Here is a 19301-nt window from a genome sequence, read left to right as displayed (position 1 = left end):
AAGCCTACTAAACGCTCTAATTGATTACATGAAAAACTGGAAACAAATACTAAAATTACTTCTAACAATATTTTTACTATGGTTTATTGGGCATACAATCTATATAACAATTGACGGCTTGCATGATAACGAAAAAAATGCAGATATTGCAGTTATTCTTGGCAACAAAGTAAACGAAGACGGAACACTTTCTGAACGTCTTGAAAAGCGCTTGGAATGTGGGTTAAATTTATACCGAAAACATCGCGTAAAAAAAATAATAGTAAGCGGTGGTTTAGGCAAAGAAGGTTTTTATGAAGGAGATAAAATGAGAGATTTTTTAATTGCTAACAAAGTTCCGGATACTGCAATAATTGTCGACAATCTAGGAAACAACACGCGCGCAACATTAATTAACACAATAAAATTAAAAGATAGTCTTGACTTTAAAAGCATAATTGTGGTATCACAATATTATCATGTAACGAGAACCAAAATGTTGTTTCGTAAACAAGGGTTTAAGAATGTTGCCAGTGTTAGCCCCAATTATTTTGAAATTAAAGATTTGTACTCCATATTACGAGAATTTGTTGGATACTACACGCAATAAAAAACATTGATTACACTTGTGAACTCAACCCAATTTATAAGCCGCATATTAAAAAATAGAATCAAAAAATGACACAAACCACTACCGAAACCTTAAAACCAAAACAACATTTTGAAATCCTCGACGGATTAAGAGGAGTAGCCGCTTTGGCTATTGTATTTTTTCATTTTATGGAAATCGTTTATCCGCCTAAAGAAAATTTTATCGCGCATGGTTTCCTTGCAGTTGACTTTTTCTTTTGTCTTTCCGGATTTGTTATTGCCTACGCCTACAATGATCGTATTGAAAAAATGAAACTCAGCGACTTTTTTACATTAAGACTGATCAGATTACATCCTTTGGTTGTTTTTGGTTCTGTATTGGGTTTATTGGCTTTTTTGTTTGATCCGTTTGGCGGTCATCCTGAAACCTACGAAACAGGCAAATTGATCCTGATTTTTCTGGCTTCTGTTTTTCTGATTCCTTTTCCGGTTATGGCAGATCGTTATTTCAATATATTTGGTTTAAATGCGCCGGGCTGGTCTTTGTTTTGGGAATATGTCGCCAATATTCTGTATGCGCTTTTTCTTTACAAACTTAGTCGTCGTTCACTTTTTTTATTAACCATTTTTGCTGCGGCAGGAATTTGTTTTGTCAGTCATCGCGCGGGAGGTTGCTTAATGGGCGGCTGGAGCGGAGAAACTTTTTGGGATGGCTGCGCCCGTATTTCATATTCGTTTTTAGCAGGAATGCTCATTTTTCGCTCTAATTGGATTATTAAATCGAAACTGGGTTTTATCAGCTTATCAGTCTTATTGCTTTTAACGTTTTTCATCCCTTTTTCTGATTATAATTGGCTGACAGAACCTTTGGTAGTACTGCTTTATTTTCCGTTATTGATTGTAGCAGGCGCCGGAGCAACACTAAAACCGGTATTCAGAAAACTATGTATCTTCTTCGGAAAAATATCCTATCCCCTATACATGACGCATTACGCAGCCATGTGGATATTCGCCAACTATTACACCAAATACAAACCAGAAACAGGTCAACTGGCCTTGATTATGTTTATTGGCACATTGCTTTTACTGGGCGTCGCTTATCTAACGATGGTTCTTTATGATATCCCAATTCGAAAATATCTTACGGATAGGAGAAAGAAAAAATCTCAAAATCCCGGTTAGCTATCGAGAGCAAAATTTTATTTAAAGCTAATGATTAAAAGTTTTTTTTTAGTTCACGCAGATTCTGCAGATTAAGGCAGATTAAATTTTGATAATATACTCTGCGACCATCTGCTTAAATCTTTTTAAATCTGCGTGAAACAAAAAACTTAACGACTTTGCGACTTTGTGCGATTAAATAAAAACAACCTTTGTCCCTTTGTTCCTAAGAACCTTTGCTCCTTTCTTATAAAAAATCCCTAATTTCGCTTTTTAAACAACGAAGGAGAAAAATGAAGGTATGTATTGCTGAAAAACCAAGTGTAGCACGCGAAATCGCATCCGTTTTGGGAGCCAATACCAAGCACGATGGATATTTTGAAGGAAACGGTTATGCCGTGACGTACACTTTTGGGCATTTATGTACTTTAAAAGAACCCAACGATTACAAACCGCACTGGAAAAGCTGGGATTTGAACAACTTACCCATGCTTCCGGAGAAATTCGAAACCAAAGTTGTCGAGAATTCAGGAATTCAAAAACAGTTTAAAATTGTAAAAAGCTTATTCGACAAAGCCGAGTTGGTCATCAACTGTGGGGATGCCGGGCAGGAAGGTGAACTGATTCAGCGTTGGGTTATGAACGAAGCGAATTACAAAGGCGAAGTACAGCGTTTATGGATTTCGTCTTTAACAACCGAAGCGATAAAAGAAGGTTTCGAAAACTTAAAGCCTTCTGAAAACTACGATAATTTATTCTATGCCGGATTCTCCAGAGCTATTGGCGACTGGTTATTGGGTATGAATGCCACACGCTTGTACACCGTAAAACACGGCGGATACAAACAAGTTTTGTCTATTGGCCGTGTGCAAACGCCAACATTGGCAATGGTTGTAGACCGTTGGAAAGAAATCGAAAACTTTAAACCTCAACCCTATTGGGAATTACAGACTTTATACAGAGAAACCCTTTTTAGTTATGAAGATGGTCGCTTCCTGAAAAAAGAAGACGGAGAACTTTTGGCCAATAAAGTCAAAGAAAGTGAATTCGAAATTGTTTCGGTCGATAAAAAGAACGGAAACGAGTTTGCGCCTAAACTATTCGACTTAACAGGTTTACAGGTGTATTGCAATACCAAATTTGGATTTTCGGCAGACGAAACGCTAAAAATTGTGCAAACTTTATACGAACAAAAAGTAGTGACCTATCCCAGAGTTGACACGACTTTTTTACCAAACGATATTTACCCAAAAGTACCGGGAATTCTGCAAAAACTATCCAAATACGCGGAGTTAACGCAACCGCTTTTAGAAAAAAAGATAAAAAAATCACCTAAGGTTTTCAACGACAAAAAAGTTACAGATCACCATGCGATTATTCCAACCGGAATAGAAAGCAATTTGCAATTCAATCAGCAGCAAGTCTATGATATTATTACAAGACGTTTTATTGCGGTATTTTATGATGATTGTCTCGTGGCCAATACCACAGTAATAGGAAAAGCAGCCGAAGTACATTTTAAAACCACCGGAAAAGAAATCCTGAAAAAAGGATTCCGTGTTGTTTTTGAAGATCCAAACGCTAAGGAAAAAGAAGCCGATCTGTTACCTAGTTTTGTTGTGGGCGAAAAAGGGCCGCACGAACCATCGTTTTTAGAAAAAGAGACAAAACCACCCAATCAGTTTACTGAGGCAACTTTACTGCGTGCGATGGAAACCGCAGGAAAACAAGTCGATGACGAAGATTTACGAGAACTGATGAAAGAAAACGGTATTGGCCGTCCGTCTACGCGTGCGAATATTATCGAAACACTTTTTAAGCGTCAGTATATTGTTCGAAACAAAAAACAGGTTTTACCAACTCCAACGGGGATTCAGCTTATAGATACGATTCAGAATGAATTGATCAAATCCGCTGAACTTACAGGTTCCTGGGAAAAGCAGTTGAAAGATATCGAAAAAGGCACTTTTACCGCCGGAGCATTCATCAAAAACATGAAGCGAATGGTCGAGGCTTTGGTTACCGAAGTACGAAGTGAAACCAGACACGCCAATATTTCGCACGCTACCGCTACTCAAAAAGAAGTGGTAAAAGTTGAGAAAAAGAAAGCCGCAGGAATTTTGGCAGAAACGTGTCCGAAATGCCAGAAAGCCACTTTAATAAAAGGAAAATCAGCTTACGGATGTGGAAATTATAAAGCTGGTTGTGATTTTTTATTACCCAATACTTTTGCAGAGAAAAAAATATCCGAGAACCAATATTTACGATTGGTTCAAAAAGGATCTACCGTAAACATAAAAGGCTTTAAAACCGAGGAAGGAACTGTAGAAGGTTTGATTCGTTTTGAAGAAAACTACAAACTAAAGCTAGAAGTCAAAAAAACAGCCCCGAAAGCAAAACCAGCTGCAGCAATTGATTCTGATGCCCTGACGTGCCCAAAATGCAAAAAAGGAACGATCATGAAAGGAAAAACCGCTTATGGTTGTGGCGATTATAAATTGGGTTGTGATTTTAAAGTGACTTTTGATGATGTCAGAGCCAAACTAAAAGATCAAAAACCTACTAAAGAATTGGTTTATGCTATTTTAGGCGAAAGTGTTTAATTTTTTTTGCCACAGATTACATGATTAACATGATTTTTTACAAAGTTTTCTAACCACAAATTAGCGCGAATTTTTTGTTTCTCGCAGATTTACATCATTCAGAATCAAAATTAAATCTGCCTTAATCTGCAGCATCTGCTTGAAACAAAAATCATTTTAATCATGTAATCTGTGGCAAATTTCTATTAGCATTTGAATAATAATTCGTGCTAATTTGTGAAATTAGTGGCAACCATTTTTTTTAATATCTTAGCCTTTCAATTTAACATCAAAAACCATAATTATGTTTCAGAAAATTACTCTTTTAGCTTTTGTATTACTTGTTGTTTCCTGTCAGAAAAAAGAATCTGTAGAAAAAGATAAAATCAAAATTGCAGACTGGCTTATTGGAAACTGGGAAAACAAATCTCCTGAAGGCATTTTGACTGAAAACTGGACAAAACTTAACGACAGTACTTTTAATGCCTCTTCTTATTTCATCAAAGGAAAAGATACTTTACATTTTGAAACCATCGTTTTAGCCCAAAAAGGAGAAACCTTAACTTATTTTGCCACTGTAAAAGGTCAGAATGATGATCAAGCGGTAGCGTTCCCTTCAACGACTGAATCTGATAAACAATTGGTATTTGAAAATCCAAAACACGATTATCCTCAAAAAATCACTTATACAAAAGGTGCTAATAATACTTTGACAGCTGAGATTTCAGGAAATTCACAAGGAAAAGAGAGTTCTGAGAAGTTTATTATGGTAAAGAAATAAACTATATTATGAAGAATTTTTTCCTGATTTTTATAATCCTCTTTTTTACAATTTCTTGTAAAAAAGAAGAAAAAAAATATATCTCAAAAAATTCTAATTCTCAAAGATTAGATATTAGTAAAAAATATTTGAGAAGTTTAATAACACTTAATTATTCAGATAGCAAAGAAGAAATAGAACTATATGTAATTAAAAAAAAGGATACTATTTCAAATCAATTTAAATTTATAAAAAATAATGTAATTGATACTCTTCAAAGTTGTTATTATGATTTAAAAATATCTAAAACAGATAAGCCTAATTTTTATCATGGGACGATATCACTTCACACAAAATATGAAAATTTAAAATTAAATAAGAAAAATAGACGTAGAATAGAATTTGGTTATTGTAATCAAAACAAAGACAGTTTGTATCTGAAATATATCACATCAAAAAATTCAACAACCTTAAATTTTGAATTTGAAAATCATAAAGGTGCGAATTTAAATGGTATTTTATACCAAATTACTGAGCGTGATACAACAAAAGGAATGATAAATTTAAATCGAGTTCATTTATTAGTCGACAATTTTCCACAAACAAACAATTTTTTCCTTGAATCATACAATTTAGATAAGGATAAAACAAAAAAAGTTAATTTAAAAGGCTTAAAATTAAAAAAACAAGACTAATTAATTAAGGTAATTTTGAGTTTTATTTGTCAATGTAATATAAAACAAACATAATATAAAACCAACCATTCCTCTAGAATTCCAGAAGAAACAAAAGAGAACCAAAGGTTCGGAAAATATTGTAGAGCTGGACTTCAGTTCAGTTCAAACAAAAAAGCATTCACACTCAGGTCGCTATAATATTAAAAATGGGCTGAAAGTCCAAAATCAATGGCGTAGTGCATAGCACTACGAACCAAAGCAAAATGAATATTGCCCTGAAAGGGCAAAAGCACAGATATATAGATTCGTAGAAAATCCCGTATACCTACGATTAGTATTTTCTTTATAATTAGGCTATTGCCCTTACAGGGCAAAACGATAGTACTTTTTCAACATAGTGCTTCGCACTATGCTATTGCTAAAGCTCTTTCAGAGCAGATTTTTTTGTAATACTTATGGCAAACCTGAGTCAGCCAAAAAAAACCTTAGAACCTCAGCACCTTAAAAAAACCTATTCGTTCTCCCCGATTTTATTCACCATAAAAATCATTAATATCCCAAGAAACGCCATTACCAAAAAGGCGAATTTCATACTTAAATATTCAGAGATAAACCCAACCATTGGCGGAACCAATAAAAATCCCAGGTAACCAATTGTGGATATAGAAGTTAATGCAGAACCACTGCTTAGCTTTGACGACCTTCCGGCAATGCTAAATACTAAAGGAACGACGCAGGAAACCCCAACTCCTATTAGTACATATCCAAAAATTGTGGGATATATAAAAGGAAGCAGGAAGCAAATTAAAAATCCTAAAGTGATAAAAACACCACTGTAAAGCAGAATTCGTTTCGTACCAAATTTCATTACGCCATAATCTCCAAACAAACGCCCTAAAGTAACTGCTGTAGCGAAAAATACAAATGCCGCACTCGTTAATTTTGGAGAAGCGTGCAGTATGTTTTCAAAATAAATACCGCTCCAATCGTACATGGTATTTTCGCAAGCCATAGAGACAAAACAAATAATAGCAAATTTTACCAAATTTTTTTCCGGCATCGAAAAGAACTTCTTTTTTACCGGTACGGGCTGATTGTGAATACTCAACGGGTAAAAACAAGCCGTAAGCGCCAGCATAAAAACGCTTACTCCCAATAAATGTTCTGATGGCGCAATATGTTTGGTTACCATAACATATCCTAAACCTGCCCCTGCAAAAACGGCAATACTCCAAACCGCATGAAAACGGGTTATAATAGAGTGTGAATATAATTTCTGAACCTCAAGCGATTGTGCATTAATAGACAAATTGAAGATATTACGGGAAGCTCCAAAGATTAAAAGTACAATCACCAGCTGCCATACAAAAGCCGCGAGACCAGGTAAAGCGAGCACAATATTAAACATGATCGCTCCCAACAGCATAACATATCGACTACTATATTTATTTAATAGTTTTCCTGTAAAAGGCATTGTCAGCATCAAACCAATTGGAAAAGCAAATAAAACAGTACCAAATTGAGCTTCGGACAAATGCAATTGGGCTTTTATATGCGGAATTCGCGATACCCAGGAAGAATATCCAAATCCGGAAAGGAAAAAAAATACAGTGTTGGCTATACGGAATCCCCTGGGGGTGTTTTGTAATTTTTTAAAAAAAGGTAAAATCATGAAGAGCGTTCTTTTTAAGGGCACAAAATTAAGGTTTTTGAAGTGTAACTTCTACCCTTTTTACGTTTTTTAAATAAAAGTCAGAAATTGATACCGCCTTACTCATTTTAACAATTCAAAAAAAAAAGTTTACGATAATATAACAAAAAGTACCTCAAAACAAGCCAAATAATATTTGTTAAGGAAATATTAATTTTTACATTTGCACTGTTTTTATTCATTCTAAATAAAAACAATAACCTTAACTAATTAATTAAAATGAAATATACTACTGTGAAAACGTATCGTTTTCTATTTACAATCGGTTTTCTATTGTCCGTTTTTTGCTCCTTTGCCCAACAAAACTTCGGAAAAATAAAAGGAACAATTACAACTTCTGACGGAGACGCGGCTGCAGGTGTAAATGTTATTCTAAAAAGTTCGAAATACGGTACAACCACCAATGACGACGGAACTTTTGAATTGAACAGAATAAAATCGAACTCTTATACGCTGCAAATATCTTTAACGGGTTACGAAACTACTGAACAGGAAGTTATTGTAACAGAAAGCGAAACCTCAACCGTTCATCTCCAGTTAAAAGTTTCGAACAAAGAGTTACACGAAGTTGTTGTTAATGGCAAAAAAAGCATCTTATCTAAAAAAACAGATTATGTAGCAAGAATGCCACTTAAGAATCTCGAAAATCCACAAGTTTACAGCGTGATTCAGAAAGAACTTTTGCAGGAACAAATTGCTGTAGACATTAGAAGTGCCGTTGTAAATGCACCTGGTGTAACCACAAAAATTTATCCATCAGGGGGACTTGAAATTTCTTTCAGAGGTTTTAGTACTGGCGTTAATGCACGAAACGGAATGGAAAATATGACGGGTCGAAGCTCCATTTCTATTGATAACGCAGAACGCATCGAAGTGCTAAAAGGACCATCAGGAACGCTATTCGGATCTTCTGTATCGTCTTTTGGAGGTGTTGTAAATTTAGTTACCAAAAAACCTTTTGAAGGAAAAAAAACAGAAGTATCTTATACTGGCGGAAGTTTTGGACTAAACCGACTTGCGCTTGATATTAATACTCCATTAACACCGGATAATAAAGTATTATTTCGATTAAACACTTCGGTAAATACTGAAAAAAGTTTCTTAGACTATGGCTTTAATAAAACATTCCTGATTGCGCCAAGCCTTATTTACAAAGCAACTGATAAACTAACCTTAAGTATTGATACTGAAATCTACAATGTAAACAACACACGTCCTACTTACGGACGTTCATATGCAGCAGGAATTACAAACCCAACAGATCTAAAGATAGATTACAGAAAAAGTTTATTTCACGATGACCTTGATGCCAAAACCTCATCTTCAAAAGTTTTTGTTCAGGCAGAATATCAATTGGCAGAAAACTGGAAATCTACGACACTTTATTCTTTTATAGACGAAAATGTAGATCGCAGTTATCAGTATTATACCTTATGGAGTTCACCAACACAAGTACAAAGAAGTGTATCTCGTTTTGGGCCAATATCTAATCAGTTTACCAATATACAAGAAAATATTAATGGCCAGTTTTCTACAGGGAGTATCAAACATAAACTATTATTAGGTGCAAATTACAGATTTTCAAAAGGTACTTTTAATTACGGTGCAACGCCGGTTCTGGACACTATTGATGTAACAAAGCCTTTTAACCCTATCAGAAAAAAACAAGTTGATGCTGCCCTGTCCCAACTTACCTGGCCAGTTCCGGACGAGCAGATATTTAGTGTTTATGCCTCAGATGTGATCAGTTTTACAGATCGTCTATCGGCCATGTTGAGTCTTCGTTTGGACAACTTCGTTCAGAAAAAACTTGTAGATGTCGAAGGATACAACCAAACTGCTTTATCGCCTAAATTAGGTTTGGTTTATGAGGTGATTAAAAATCAGGTTTCTTTATTTGGAAATTACATGAATGGTTTTCAAAATTCAGGTCCGGTAAATCAGCCAGACGGAAGCTTGTTAATCCTAAAACCTGTTTATGCCAACCAATACGAAGGAGGTGTAAAAGTAGAAGCATTCAATAAAAAATTAAGCACTACATTAAGCTATTATAACATTACTATTGATAATGCTACAAGAACAACTCCTGACGGATTTAGTGTTCAGGATGGCAAACAAGTAAGTAAAGGTGTTGATTTCGAATTTATTGCAAATCCTATCGAAGGTTTAAACGCTCTGATTGGTTATGCTTATAATGATAACCGTATCGTAAAATCATCAGATACTGCTATCGAAGGAAATAAAGCCAGCGGGGCCCCGGAGAATGTAGTTAACTTTTGGATATCGTATAAATTTCAAAACAAACTAAAAGATTTAGGTGTTGGTTTTGGAGCTAATTATGCAGACAAACAATATAAGTTTGAAGATGAAAGTTTTTATGCCCCATCCTATATGGTTTATAATGCAACTGTATTTTATGATCAGCCTACATGGAGAGTGGGTCTGAAATTTAATAACATCAGTAATAAAGAATACTGGGATTCGTATGGAATGGCTCAGACTCCTTCAAACTTTTTAGTAAACTTAACTTTAAAACTTTAGGGATTTTACAGCAGAAGCACCTCTAAATCAAAGGTGTTTTCTAGAAAATCAAATCATAATTTTACAAACTAATTGCTATTTTGAGTCTTTTTTATATTTTTATTTTTAATTATTCTAAATAAGACTTAAGTTTGCAACACTAATAATTTTTAATCCAATTTAAACTTCATCTTATGAAATCTAAAACCTTAAAATCGATAACATTTTTACTTTTAATGTTAGTTGCAACCCCACAATTATTTGCTCATGCTCTTTGGATCGAAACCAAAGCAACCGGAACAAAAGGAAAAGCTCAGGAAATTTCAGTTTATTTTGGAGAATTTTCGGATAACGACATTACAAAAGCTGATAAATGGTTCTCTGATTTAAAAGATTTTACTTTGGTATTGGTTTCGCCTTCAAAAAAAGAAACAAAACTTACAGCTAAAGCTTCAGACAATAAATACCAGGCATTTTTTACTCCGGATGAAGACGGTGTTTATACTGTTGTAATGCACCATAAAGTAAAAGATGTTTACGGAACTATGGTTCTTGATTACAATTCGAGTGCAAATATAGTAGTGGGCAACAAAGCCGCAGGAAATTCTATTGCATCAAACACTAATAAAATTGCTGTATTCTCAGAAAGTGTAGATGTTGCAAAAAAAGATACCAAAATTACCGGAGTTGCTTCTTATGACGGCGCTATCGCAAAAGAAACAAAAATTAAAGTAATTGCTCCAAATGGATGGGAAAAAGAATTATGGACAAACGATAAAGGTGAATTCTCTTTTACACCAATCTGGTCTGGAAACTATATGGTAGAATATGCTCACACTGAAAAAGCTTCTGGCGATCATAATGGTAAAAAATACGATGAAATCTGGAAAATGGCTACTTACTTTATTGCAGTTAAATAATTTTTAAAACTCATTTCAGATTAAAATTCAGAAGTTCTTCTTCAATCAAACCTTGTTTTTTCAGACAAGGTTTTTTTGTATAAATAAGCGTTCAAAAATTCAAAATATTATTTAGAATAATTCTTCATTGATAAAGAATTAAAATCGGAATAACAAAATCTTAAGCTAATCTTAAGAAAAAACTAAGAAAGAATTAAGTGAGAAAATGTACTGTTAAATTTTGTTAAAACATCTATGTGAACTTATATTTGCAGAAAAAAAGTTATTCTTATTCAATCTAAATAAATCATGAAACATAATTTACTACTTGCTTTATCCTTGCTAAGTTTTGCCTCTTATAGTCAGGAGTATGCTGATGCAGACAACGCTTCGACTGTAAATGACACTGTAAAAAATAAAAAAGGAGAAATTCTTAATGAAGTTCTAATTACAACAAACAAACCTAAAAAGCCAATTGAAGCAGCTCGTTCAGGTATTAAAGTAATGGACTTGCCACAAAGTGTTCAGATTATCGGAAATGATATTATCTCCCAACAACAAGCGATCAGACTTAGTGAAGTGGTGAAAAACCTAAATGGTGTTTACGTAGGATCAGCTCGTGGTGGTGCTCAGGAATCATTCTTCTCGAGAGGTTATGATATGGGTGCCAATAATATGTTTAAAAACGGTTTTCGTTTCAGCAGCGGATCCATGCCTGAAGTTTCATCTTTAGAAAAAGTAGAATTCTTAAAAGGAAGTGCCGCTTTATTATACGGAAACGTTGCTCCGGGTGGAATCCTGAACATGGTGACAAAAACACCACAGTTTACAAAAGGAGGAGAAATTTCTATGCAAATGGGAAGCAATTCTTTTTATAAACCATCGATTGACATCTACGGGCCATTAAATAAATACATTGCCTTTCGTTTTACAGGTTCATATGAAAACTCTGAAAGCTTTAGGGATATCGTAAAAAACGAACGTTATTACATCAATCCGTCGTTTTTGTTTAAAGTAAGTGACAAGACTCAAATCGTTTTACAAGGAGATTACTTAAGTTATGACTGGACTCCGGATTTTGGAACAGGAATTATTGGAAAACAAATTGTCGACCTGCCAAGAAATAAATATTTAGGAGCATTATGGTCTTATGGAAAAACAACTCAAACAAGTGTTTCTGCTTTAGTGAACCACAATTTTAATGACAATTGGAAATTGAACTTCAATACTTCTTTCCAAAACTACAATAGAACTTCTAAAGGAACTGAGCGTGTATCTATTGATACTACAATCCCAAATTATAAAGATGGAGATTACATTCGTCCGTTAGGGCAAAATCAAAACTTTGAGCAAATCATTGGAGAACAGTTAAGCTTACAAGGGATTTTCTATACCGGAAAAGTAAAACATCAGATTTTTACAGGTGTTGATTTCGAAAATTCTTTTACACAAGCCTATACTTATGCCTTTGATGAGAAAATGGTAAAAGACGCAAAAGGAAAATACATCGTAAATGCTTACGATCGTGTCAATATCTACGATCTTATTTACGATAATCAGCGTATGGACATCCCGAATGCAAATGCAACCAAACTTGTAAATACCGATTCAAATCGTTTTGGTGTATATGCTCAGGATTTAATTTCGATTACGGAGCAATTTAAGGTTTTGGCAGGATTACGTTGGTCATGGCAGGAAACTCAGGCTACAACAACTGATTATACAAAAAAACCAACCACTATTACAGAAGGACAAAAACTTACTGATCAGGCTTTCTCTCCTAAAGTAGGTTTAGTATACCAGCCAACAAAAAACACCTCTTTGTTTGCGAGCTACGCCAACTCATTTACACCAAACACTGGTACAACTGTAGATTTACAGCCAATAAAACCATCTATTATTGATCAGTATGAAGCCGGTATCAAGCAAGATTTCCTAAAAGGTTTATTGAGCACAAACGTTACCGTGTATCAGATTACAAACAGCAACTTAGCACAAACTGCTGAATTTAAAGCAGACGGAACGCCAAACACAGATACAAATGTAAAAGTATTAAGCGGAGAAACTAAAAGTAAAGGTGTTGAAGTTGATATTACAGCAAGACCGGTTGAAGGTTTAAACATTATTGCGGGTTACAGCTACAACGATATGCGTTATACCAAAACTTCAGGACTAAACGGAAGTTTTATTGAAGGTGATCGTTTAGTAAGAACTCCGGCAAACACGGCAAATTTAAGTTTCTTCTATACATTACAAGACGGTTTCCTTAAAGGTGTTTCTGTTGGAGCAATAGGAAATTATATCGGAAAAAGAACGGGTGGATGGAACAATCAGGTTGTAATCGATCCTACAACCGGAGTTCAGACTATCAACGATAGAGAAATTCCTTTAGAAGCTTACACAACAGTTGATATATCTGCAGGATATACCTGGAGAAAAATCTCAATCTTATGTAAATTATCAAACATTACAAACGAATTGAATTATACCGTTCACGAGAATTATAGTGTGAATCCAATTGCACCACGTCAGGTAATGACAAGCTTAAGATACAAGTTCTAAAAATTTGAATTAGATTTTTAATACTCCAAAACTTTTTCTGTCTTTTCATTTTTTGAAAATCAGAAGAAGTTTTTGGTTTTTAGGCAAAAAATAAATATCAAAACTTTTATAGCCACGAATTCACGAATTATTATTTTAAATCTTTGCGTCAAAGCTTTAATTCGCTATTTCAGGACGGGAAAAGTTAATAAAATAAAACCCGATAGATTTTAAATCTATCGGGTTTTATTCTTTAAAGTAAAGCTGATCTTATTTCAATCCGGCAATACTCTGCTCGATTGTGGCAATTTTTGCCAAAGCATCTGCTTCTTTTTGTCTTTCGTTAGCCAAAACTTTTTCCGGTGCTCCGGCAACAAATTTTTCATTCGATAATTTTGCCTGAACCGATTTTAAGAAACCTTGTGTATAAACCAACTCTGCAGTCAGTTTTGCAATTTCAGCTTCAACATCGATATTTCCTCCTGAAATCGGAATGAAATATTCATTTGATTTTACACGGAAAGATAATGCGCCATCTACTTTAGCCGAAACATATTCGAAAGCTGAAATGTTTCCAAGTTTCGTTACGATTGTATCGAAATAAGTGGTGATATTCTCGCTGTTGATTCCTTTTAGTTCGATAGGATCTTTAAACGGAATGTTTTTATCTTTTCTGATCGTTCTGATTCCAGAAATTACTTCTATAGTACTTTCAAAATCCGTAATTAAACCTGCATTAAAAGGTTTTAATTCCGGCCAGGTCGAAACGATTAAAGCTTCTTCCGGAGTTCTGTCAGCAATTAAATGCCAAATTTCTTCTGTTAAGAAAGGCATGAAAGGATGAAGTAACTTCAAATTACTTTCTAACATTTCGATTGCTTTATCAAACGTAGCTTTATCAATTGGCTGCTGATAGGCCGGTTTGATCATCTCTAAAAACCAGGAACAGAAATCATCCCAAACCAATTTATAAATGGCCATTAATGAATCTGAAATTCTGTATTTTTCGAAATTATCTTCGATATCTACTAATGTTTGCTGCAATTTTGCTTCATACCATTCGATTGCTACTTTTGATGATTCCGGTTGTGGGATTGTTTCAGAAACTTCCCAGCCTTTAATCAATTTAAAAGCATTCCAAATCTTGTTTGTAAATGATTTTCCTTGTAGACATAACTCTTCATCAAACATAATATCGTTTCCTGCAGACGCACTTAAAAGTAATCCTACACGAACACCATCTGCACCAAATTTCTCTATCAAATCTAAAGGATCAGGGGAATTCCCTAATGATTTAGACATTTTACGGCGTTGTTTATCACGAACCAGACCTGTTAAATATACATTTGTAAATGGTTTTTCGCCTGCATATTCGTAACCTGCAATAATCATTCTCGCAACCCAGAAAAACAAAATATCCGGACCTGTAACCAAGTCGTTTGTTGGATAGTAATATTTATAATCTGCACTTTCCGGATCCATAATTCCGCCGAAAACTGACATCGGCCAAAGCCATGATGAAAACCAGGTATCTAAGGCATCAACATCTTGCTTTAAGTCAGATATTGTAAGTGAGTTGTTAGAAGTTCTCTCCTTTGCTAAGACTAAAGCATCTTCAATATTTTCAGCAACTACAAAATCTTCTTTTCCGTCTCCGTAATAATACGCCGGAATTTGTTGTCCCCACCATAACTGACGAGAGATATTCCAATCGCGGATATTGTTTAACCAATGCGCGTAAGTGTTTTCAAAACGTTTTGGATGTAATTTAATATCGCCATCAACCAAAACAGATTTGATTGCCGGTTTTACTAATTCTTCCATTTTCAAAAACCATTGGTCTGATAATCTTGGTTCGATTACCGCTTTGGTTCTTTCTGATGTTCCTACTTTATTCAAATGGATTTCGGTTTTCGCCAAAGCTCCAATTTCTTCTAATTCCTTTGCAATTTCGGTACGAACCACAAAACGGTCTTTTCCCTGATAATGTAATCCGAAGCTGTTTAATGTAGCATCTTCATTAAAAATATCAACGATTTCAAGATTGTGTTTCTCTCCTAACGTTTTATCGTTCATATCGTGAGCAGGAGTTACTTTCAGACATCCGGTTCCGAATTCTACATCTACATATTCATCTTCAATAATCGGAATTACTCTCCCACAAATAGGAACGATGGCGCTTTTACCTTTTAAATGCTTAAAACGCTCGTCATTTGGGTTGATACAAATAGCAGTATCTCCAAAAATAGTTTCAGGACGAGTTGTTGCAATCGTCAGAAAATCTTCTGAACCTTCGATTTTATATTTTAAGAAAAATAATTTTCCTTGTTGTTCTTCGTAAATTACTTCTTCATCAGATAACGTAGTTTTAGCTTCAGGATCCCAGTTTACCATACGGTAACCTCTGTAGATTAATCCTTTGTTGTATAAATCTACAAACGATTTTATTACAGATGCTGACATATCAGGATCCATCGTAAATTTGGTTCTTTCCCAATCACATGAAGCTCCTAATTTTTTAAGCTGATCAAGGATTACCCCACCATATTTATCTGTCCATTCCCAGGCGTGTGCTAAAAATTCTTCGCGGGTTAAATCATTTTTATTGATTCCTTCTGCTTTTAATTTTGCTACAACCTTAGCCTCAGTTGCAATAGAAGCGTGATCCGTTCCCGGAACCCAGCAAGCATTGAAACCTTTAAGACGTGCTCTACGAATTAAAACATCCTGAATTGTATTATTTAACATATGTCCCATATGCAAGACACCAGTGACGTTTGGAGGCGGAATTACAATAGTATACGGCGTTCTATGATCTGGTTCTGAATGAAAATAGTTGTTTTTCATCCAGTAATCATACCATTTGTTCTCAATCGTCTTAGCGTCAAATTGTGCTGGAATTGTCATTTAAATAGGTTTGTTTAATCGTTAATTTGTTTAATTGCTGAATCGTTTAATTGTTTAACTGTTTTTGCTTTGCGAATAACGCTTGCAGATCATCAATCGAGTAAACGAATTAACGACTAATCAATTAAACAAAAAAATGGTTCAATTTTTGTAATTATAACTGACAGCAAAAGTAAATAATTAAGTACACTATAAAAAGCGAATTAATAATTTGTGTATTAATTAAAAGAAAGTATATTTACTTACAACTTAAAAACAATTTCAAAATGAAAAATGTAGCCTCTTTTATTGCAGTCGTATTGTTTAGCGCAATAGGTTATGCACAAAACGGCCCAAAAATTGAATTTGCAGCCCAAGACAATACCATTGATTATGGTAAAATTTCGAAAAGTGATAACGGAGTTCGCTCTTTTGAATTTACAAACACAGGCGACGCACCGCTATTAGTGACCGGAGCAGAATCTACAGTAAGTTCTATAGTTGTCACAAAACCAGCAGCAGCAGTTATGCCTGGCAAAAAAGGTAAAATTGATGTAAAATACAACATGGTTTCAGGTCCAATTCGTAAAACAATTACCGTTGAAACTAATGCTGTAAACTATCCTGACGGCAGAGTTGCCTTAAAAATCAAAGGAGAAGTTTTATAACAAGAACAATAATCTAAAAATAGTAAAAGCCGTTTCCTAAGGAACGGCTTTTTTTATGCACCATGAATTAAACCCGACAGGTTTCAAGAACCTATTCGGTTTTTCACTTAATATCATGAGAATTTAGATTGTGTAATCTTTGTCAAAATTTAAAACTTTAACAAAGATCGTTACACCTTTTTTTTATTTCTCAACACACTCAGAAGTTGAGAATTTATATTTTACGCGATCAAAATCGATCGGTTTGTCTTTTACCAAATAAGTAACGCCCATTGTTGTTTGCATGGTTCCGTTTCCTAAAATCAGTTGTTGATCTCGTTTTAAAAATGCCATTGGATTTTTGAAGGTTCTGTCTTTATTTGTTTTTTCCTTAAAAGTATAATCGGCAAATAAAGTATCTCCGCGAAATTCTCCCGCAATCTCGCCAATTTTTTCAGGTGAACCTGCGACTTTCATCACCATATCTCCTGATAGTTTTCCGTTTTTCAGAGTATTCAATTTTAAATCAATAGTATCTTTTTCATATACCGCTTTATAGCACTGAACACTTACAACTTTTTCGCCTTCAGCTTTTGCTGCTTCAGCTTCTTTTTGTTTTTCATCATTTTTACAGCTTTGCAGTCCAATGAAAGACAAAAGCAAACAAGATATGACTAACTTTTTCATAGATTATTTTTTAGGTTCGTTGTTATCTTATAAAGTTATATAAAAAAGAAGCTAAAAAAAAGCTTCTTTTTTAAAATTACACTATTTATTGTTAACTGTCTGAAAGTAAACTTTATAAATTCTTAATTACAAATTCGCTTCTTCTGTTCAATTCGTGTTCTTCTTCTGAACAGGCATCATCTGTTTTACATTTTATAACAGCAACAAAACCTTCTCCATTAAAAACAATAATAAAACTGTATTTCAAGCACTTACAACTCATCTTCAAGCTTAAATCGAAACTTTAAAATCACACTATTTCTTTCAACTTCGAGATTAATCCAGATGTCTTCTTCTGATTTCAAAAGTGTATTGATCTGCTGTAAAGAATATTTATAAGGAACATTTTTATTGATACTCACTATAATATCGCCTTTTTGAAGTCCGCATTTTTCGGCAGCCGAGTTTTTACGAATATTTACAATCTCGTAAACCGGTTTTAATGAAAATTTATACTTAAACTCACCATCCTTTTTATTATCAGCCTGTACTTCTTCTAAAGTAGTTGCGACTTTTACCATTTCTAAATGCACTGTTTCCTGAACCCATTGCAGTCCGTTATGCTGAATGGTAATTCCACTTTTATTATAAGTAAACGGCTCTGAAAACTTATTGTTTTTTTTAAGATATAACTTCTTACCCGCATAATCTAAAACCATGGTAAACCGTTTTAACACTTCTCCGCCAATAGAACCGATCCGCCCCGGAACCATCTTCACATTTTTGATGGAACTTGAATCCGGAAACGAAACAATTGGTTTCTTAAAATTAAATTCATCAATTATAAAATTATCAATTTTAGCACGATGCCCTTCAATATCCCCACTAAAGCCTTTTCCTAAAAAGTCAGGAAAATTCTTTTTAGGCAGCTTAATTTTACTGTTTTCAAAAATCCAGAAAGCATCACTATTACCAATATCAATAAGCAGTTTTGCGGGTATAGTAACAGTATCTACAACGGCATTGGCATAAATATAAGGCTTCGACCTTTCAATGGTTATTGGGACTGTTTTAAATTTTCTATCCAGTTTTTTTCGGGTTTCTTCATTGTTAGCATGCACAACAATTCTCTTTTTCTGATAATTGATTTCTACAATATTATTTTTAAAAAATTTATAACCTATAATACCGTTTACAGGAATTCCTATATGTGAAGACAAATTGAAGCTTTGGTCTAAAATTATATACACCAAATGATTGGATGATTTTAAACCATGTGTTTCCAGGACATTGTTGGTCGATTTTAATCCTTCGATTTCCTCTTCGCTTCCTAATCCTCTGAGTTTTATTTTTTCTATGTTTTTAAAACTTACTTCCTGTCTTTCTTCCATACTAAACAAAATGGTTTCTTCGACACCAGAATCAAGCAGAAAATTCAATTCGATGCCATTTACTTTTATAGGAATAAAAACAAGGTTATTTATCAATTTAAAAGGAATAATAACCTTCTTATTACGGTTTTCGATCAGGAAATCTCCTTGAGCAAAAAGCGTAAAAGATATTAAAAGCCCAAAAAACAACATGAAATATTTTTTCATTGATAATATTTTATGATAAAATTACTAAAAATATTGATATTTGTTACATTTTAATAAGTACTCTTAATGTTTACGTTAAATTC

14 protein-coding genes are annotated in these 19301 nt (G+C 34.1%); 9 read left to right on the top strand and 5 right to left on the bottom strand.

The window, feature by feature from the left end:
* Positions 1-28: 28 nt before the first annotated feature.
* The 5 genes from B0A67_RS15520 to B0A67_RS15500 all read left to right on the top strand — a co-directional run bounded on the left by B0A67_RS15520 (position 29) and on the right by B0A67_RS15500 (position 5768).
* Complete coding sequence (locus B0A67_RS15520) at positions 29-589, top strand: YdcF family protein (protein ID WP_072956429.1); 561 nt, start codon at positions 29-31, stop codon at positions 587-589.
* A gap of 68 nt (positions 590-657) precedes the next feature.
* Positions 658-1752, top strand: a complete 1095-nt coding sequence (locus tag B0A67_RS15515; protein WP_072956432.1) for an acyltransferase family protein — start codon at positions 658-660, stop codon at positions 1750-1752.
* Between the two features lie 272 nt (positions 1753-2024).
* Positions 2025-4334, top strand: coding sequence for a type IA DNA topoisomerase (locus B0A67_RS15510; RefSeq protein WP_072956434.1), 2310 nt, complete (start codon positions 2025-2027; stop codon positions 4332-4334).
* A 283-nt stretch (positions 4335-4617) separates the two neighbouring features.
* Positions 4618-5094, top strand: coding sequence for a DUF6265 family protein (locus tag B0A67_RS15505; RefSeq protein WP_072956436.1), 477 nt, complete (start codon positions 4618-4620; stop codon positions 5092-5094).
* 8 nt (positions 5095-5102) lie between these two features.
* Complete coding sequence (locus B0A67_RS15500; protein WP_072956438.1) at positions 5103-5768, top strand: hypothetical protein; 666 nt, start codon at positions 5103-5105, stop codon at positions 5766-5768.
* A 493-nt stretch (positions 5769-6261) separates the two neighbouring features.
* Here B0A67_RS15500 and B0A67_RS15495 read toward each other — a convergent pair whose 3' ends face one another.
* Entirely contained in the window at positions 6262-7422 is a 1161-nt protein-coding gene (locus B0A67_RS15495) for an MFS transporter (protein ID WP_072956440.1), read from the bottom strand.
* Between the two features lie 258 nt (positions 7423-7680).
* Between B0A67_RS15495 and B0A67_RS15490 the strand changes: the two genes are divergently transcribed.
* From B0A67_RS15490 to B0A67_RS15480, 3 genes are all read left to right on the top strand, one after another.
* Complete coding sequence (locus tag B0A67_RS15490; protein ID WP_072956442.1) at positions 7681-10002, top strand: TonB-dependent receptor; 2322 nt, start codon at positions 7681-7683, stop codon at positions 10000-10002.
* 173 nt (positions 10003-10175) lie between these two features.
* A complete protein-coding gene (locus tag B0A67_RS15485; protein ID WP_072956444.1) occupies positions 10176-10901 on the top strand; it encodes a DUF4198 domain-containing protein in 726 nt (241 codons plus the stop codon).
* Between the two features lie 288 nt (positions 10902-11189).
* Positions 11190-13442 (top strand): TonB-dependent siderophore receptor, encoded by a 2253-nt coding sequence (locus B0A67_RS15480; protein WP_072956446.1) that lies wholly within the window; start codon positions 11190-11192, stop codon positions 13440-13442.
* A 249-nt stretch (positions 13443-13691) separates the two neighbouring features.
* On the opposite strand, the gene B0A67_RS15475 is transcribed toward B0A67_RS15480, so the two are convergent.
* Entirely contained in the window at positions 13692-16328 is a 2637-nt protein-coding gene (locus tag B0A67_RS15475) for a valine--tRNA ligase (protein ID WP_072956450.1), read from the bottom strand.
* 266 nt (positions 16329-16594) lie between these two features.
* On the opposite strand from B0A67_RS15475, the gene B0A67_RS15470 reads away from it, so the two are divergent.
* Positions 16595-16975: a DUF1573 domain-containing protein gene (locus tag B0A67_RS15470; protein WP_072956453.1), complete on the top strand. Its 381-nt coding sequence runs from the start codon at positions 16595-16597 to the stop codon at positions 16973-16975.
* Positions 16976-17158: 183 nt separating this feature from the next.
* Here the strand turns inward: B0A67_RS15470 and B0A67_RS15465 are convergent, their stop codons facing one another.
* The 3 genes from B0A67_RS15465 to B0A67_RS15460 form a co-directional block, all read right to left on the bottom strand.
* Positions 17159-17641: a hypothetical protein gene (locus B0A67_RS15465; RefSeq protein WP_072956456.1), complete on the bottom strand. Its 483-nt coding sequence runs from the start codon at positions 17639-17641 to the stop codon at positions 17159-17161.
* A 112-nt stretch (positions 17642-17753) separates the two neighbouring features.
* Positions 17754-17903, bottom strand: coding sequence for a hypothetical protein (locus tag B0A67_RS25000; RefSeq protein WP_207557348.1), 150 nt, complete (start codon positions 17901-17903; stop codon positions 17754-17756).
* Positions 17893-19218 (bottom strand): PDZ domain-containing protein, encoded by a 1326-nt coding sequence (locus B0A67_RS15460; protein WP_072956459.1) that lies wholly within the window; start codon positions 19216-19218, stop codon positions 17893-17895. The genes B0A67_RS25000 and B0A67_RS15460 overlap by 11 nt, the downstream gene beginning before the upstream one ends.
* Between the last annotated feature and the right edge of the window lie 83 nt (positions 19219-19301).

The sequence above is a fragment of the Flavobacterium aquidurense genome, assembly GCF_002217195.1.
In the GTDB taxonomy this organism is placed as follows: Bacteria; Bacteroidota; Bacteroidia; order Flavobacteriales; family Flavobacteriaceae; genus Flavobacterium; species Flavobacterium frigidimaris.
The sequence above is the reverse complement of the archived record's forward strand: the minus strand, read 5'-3'. Positions and strand labels throughout refer to the sequence as shown.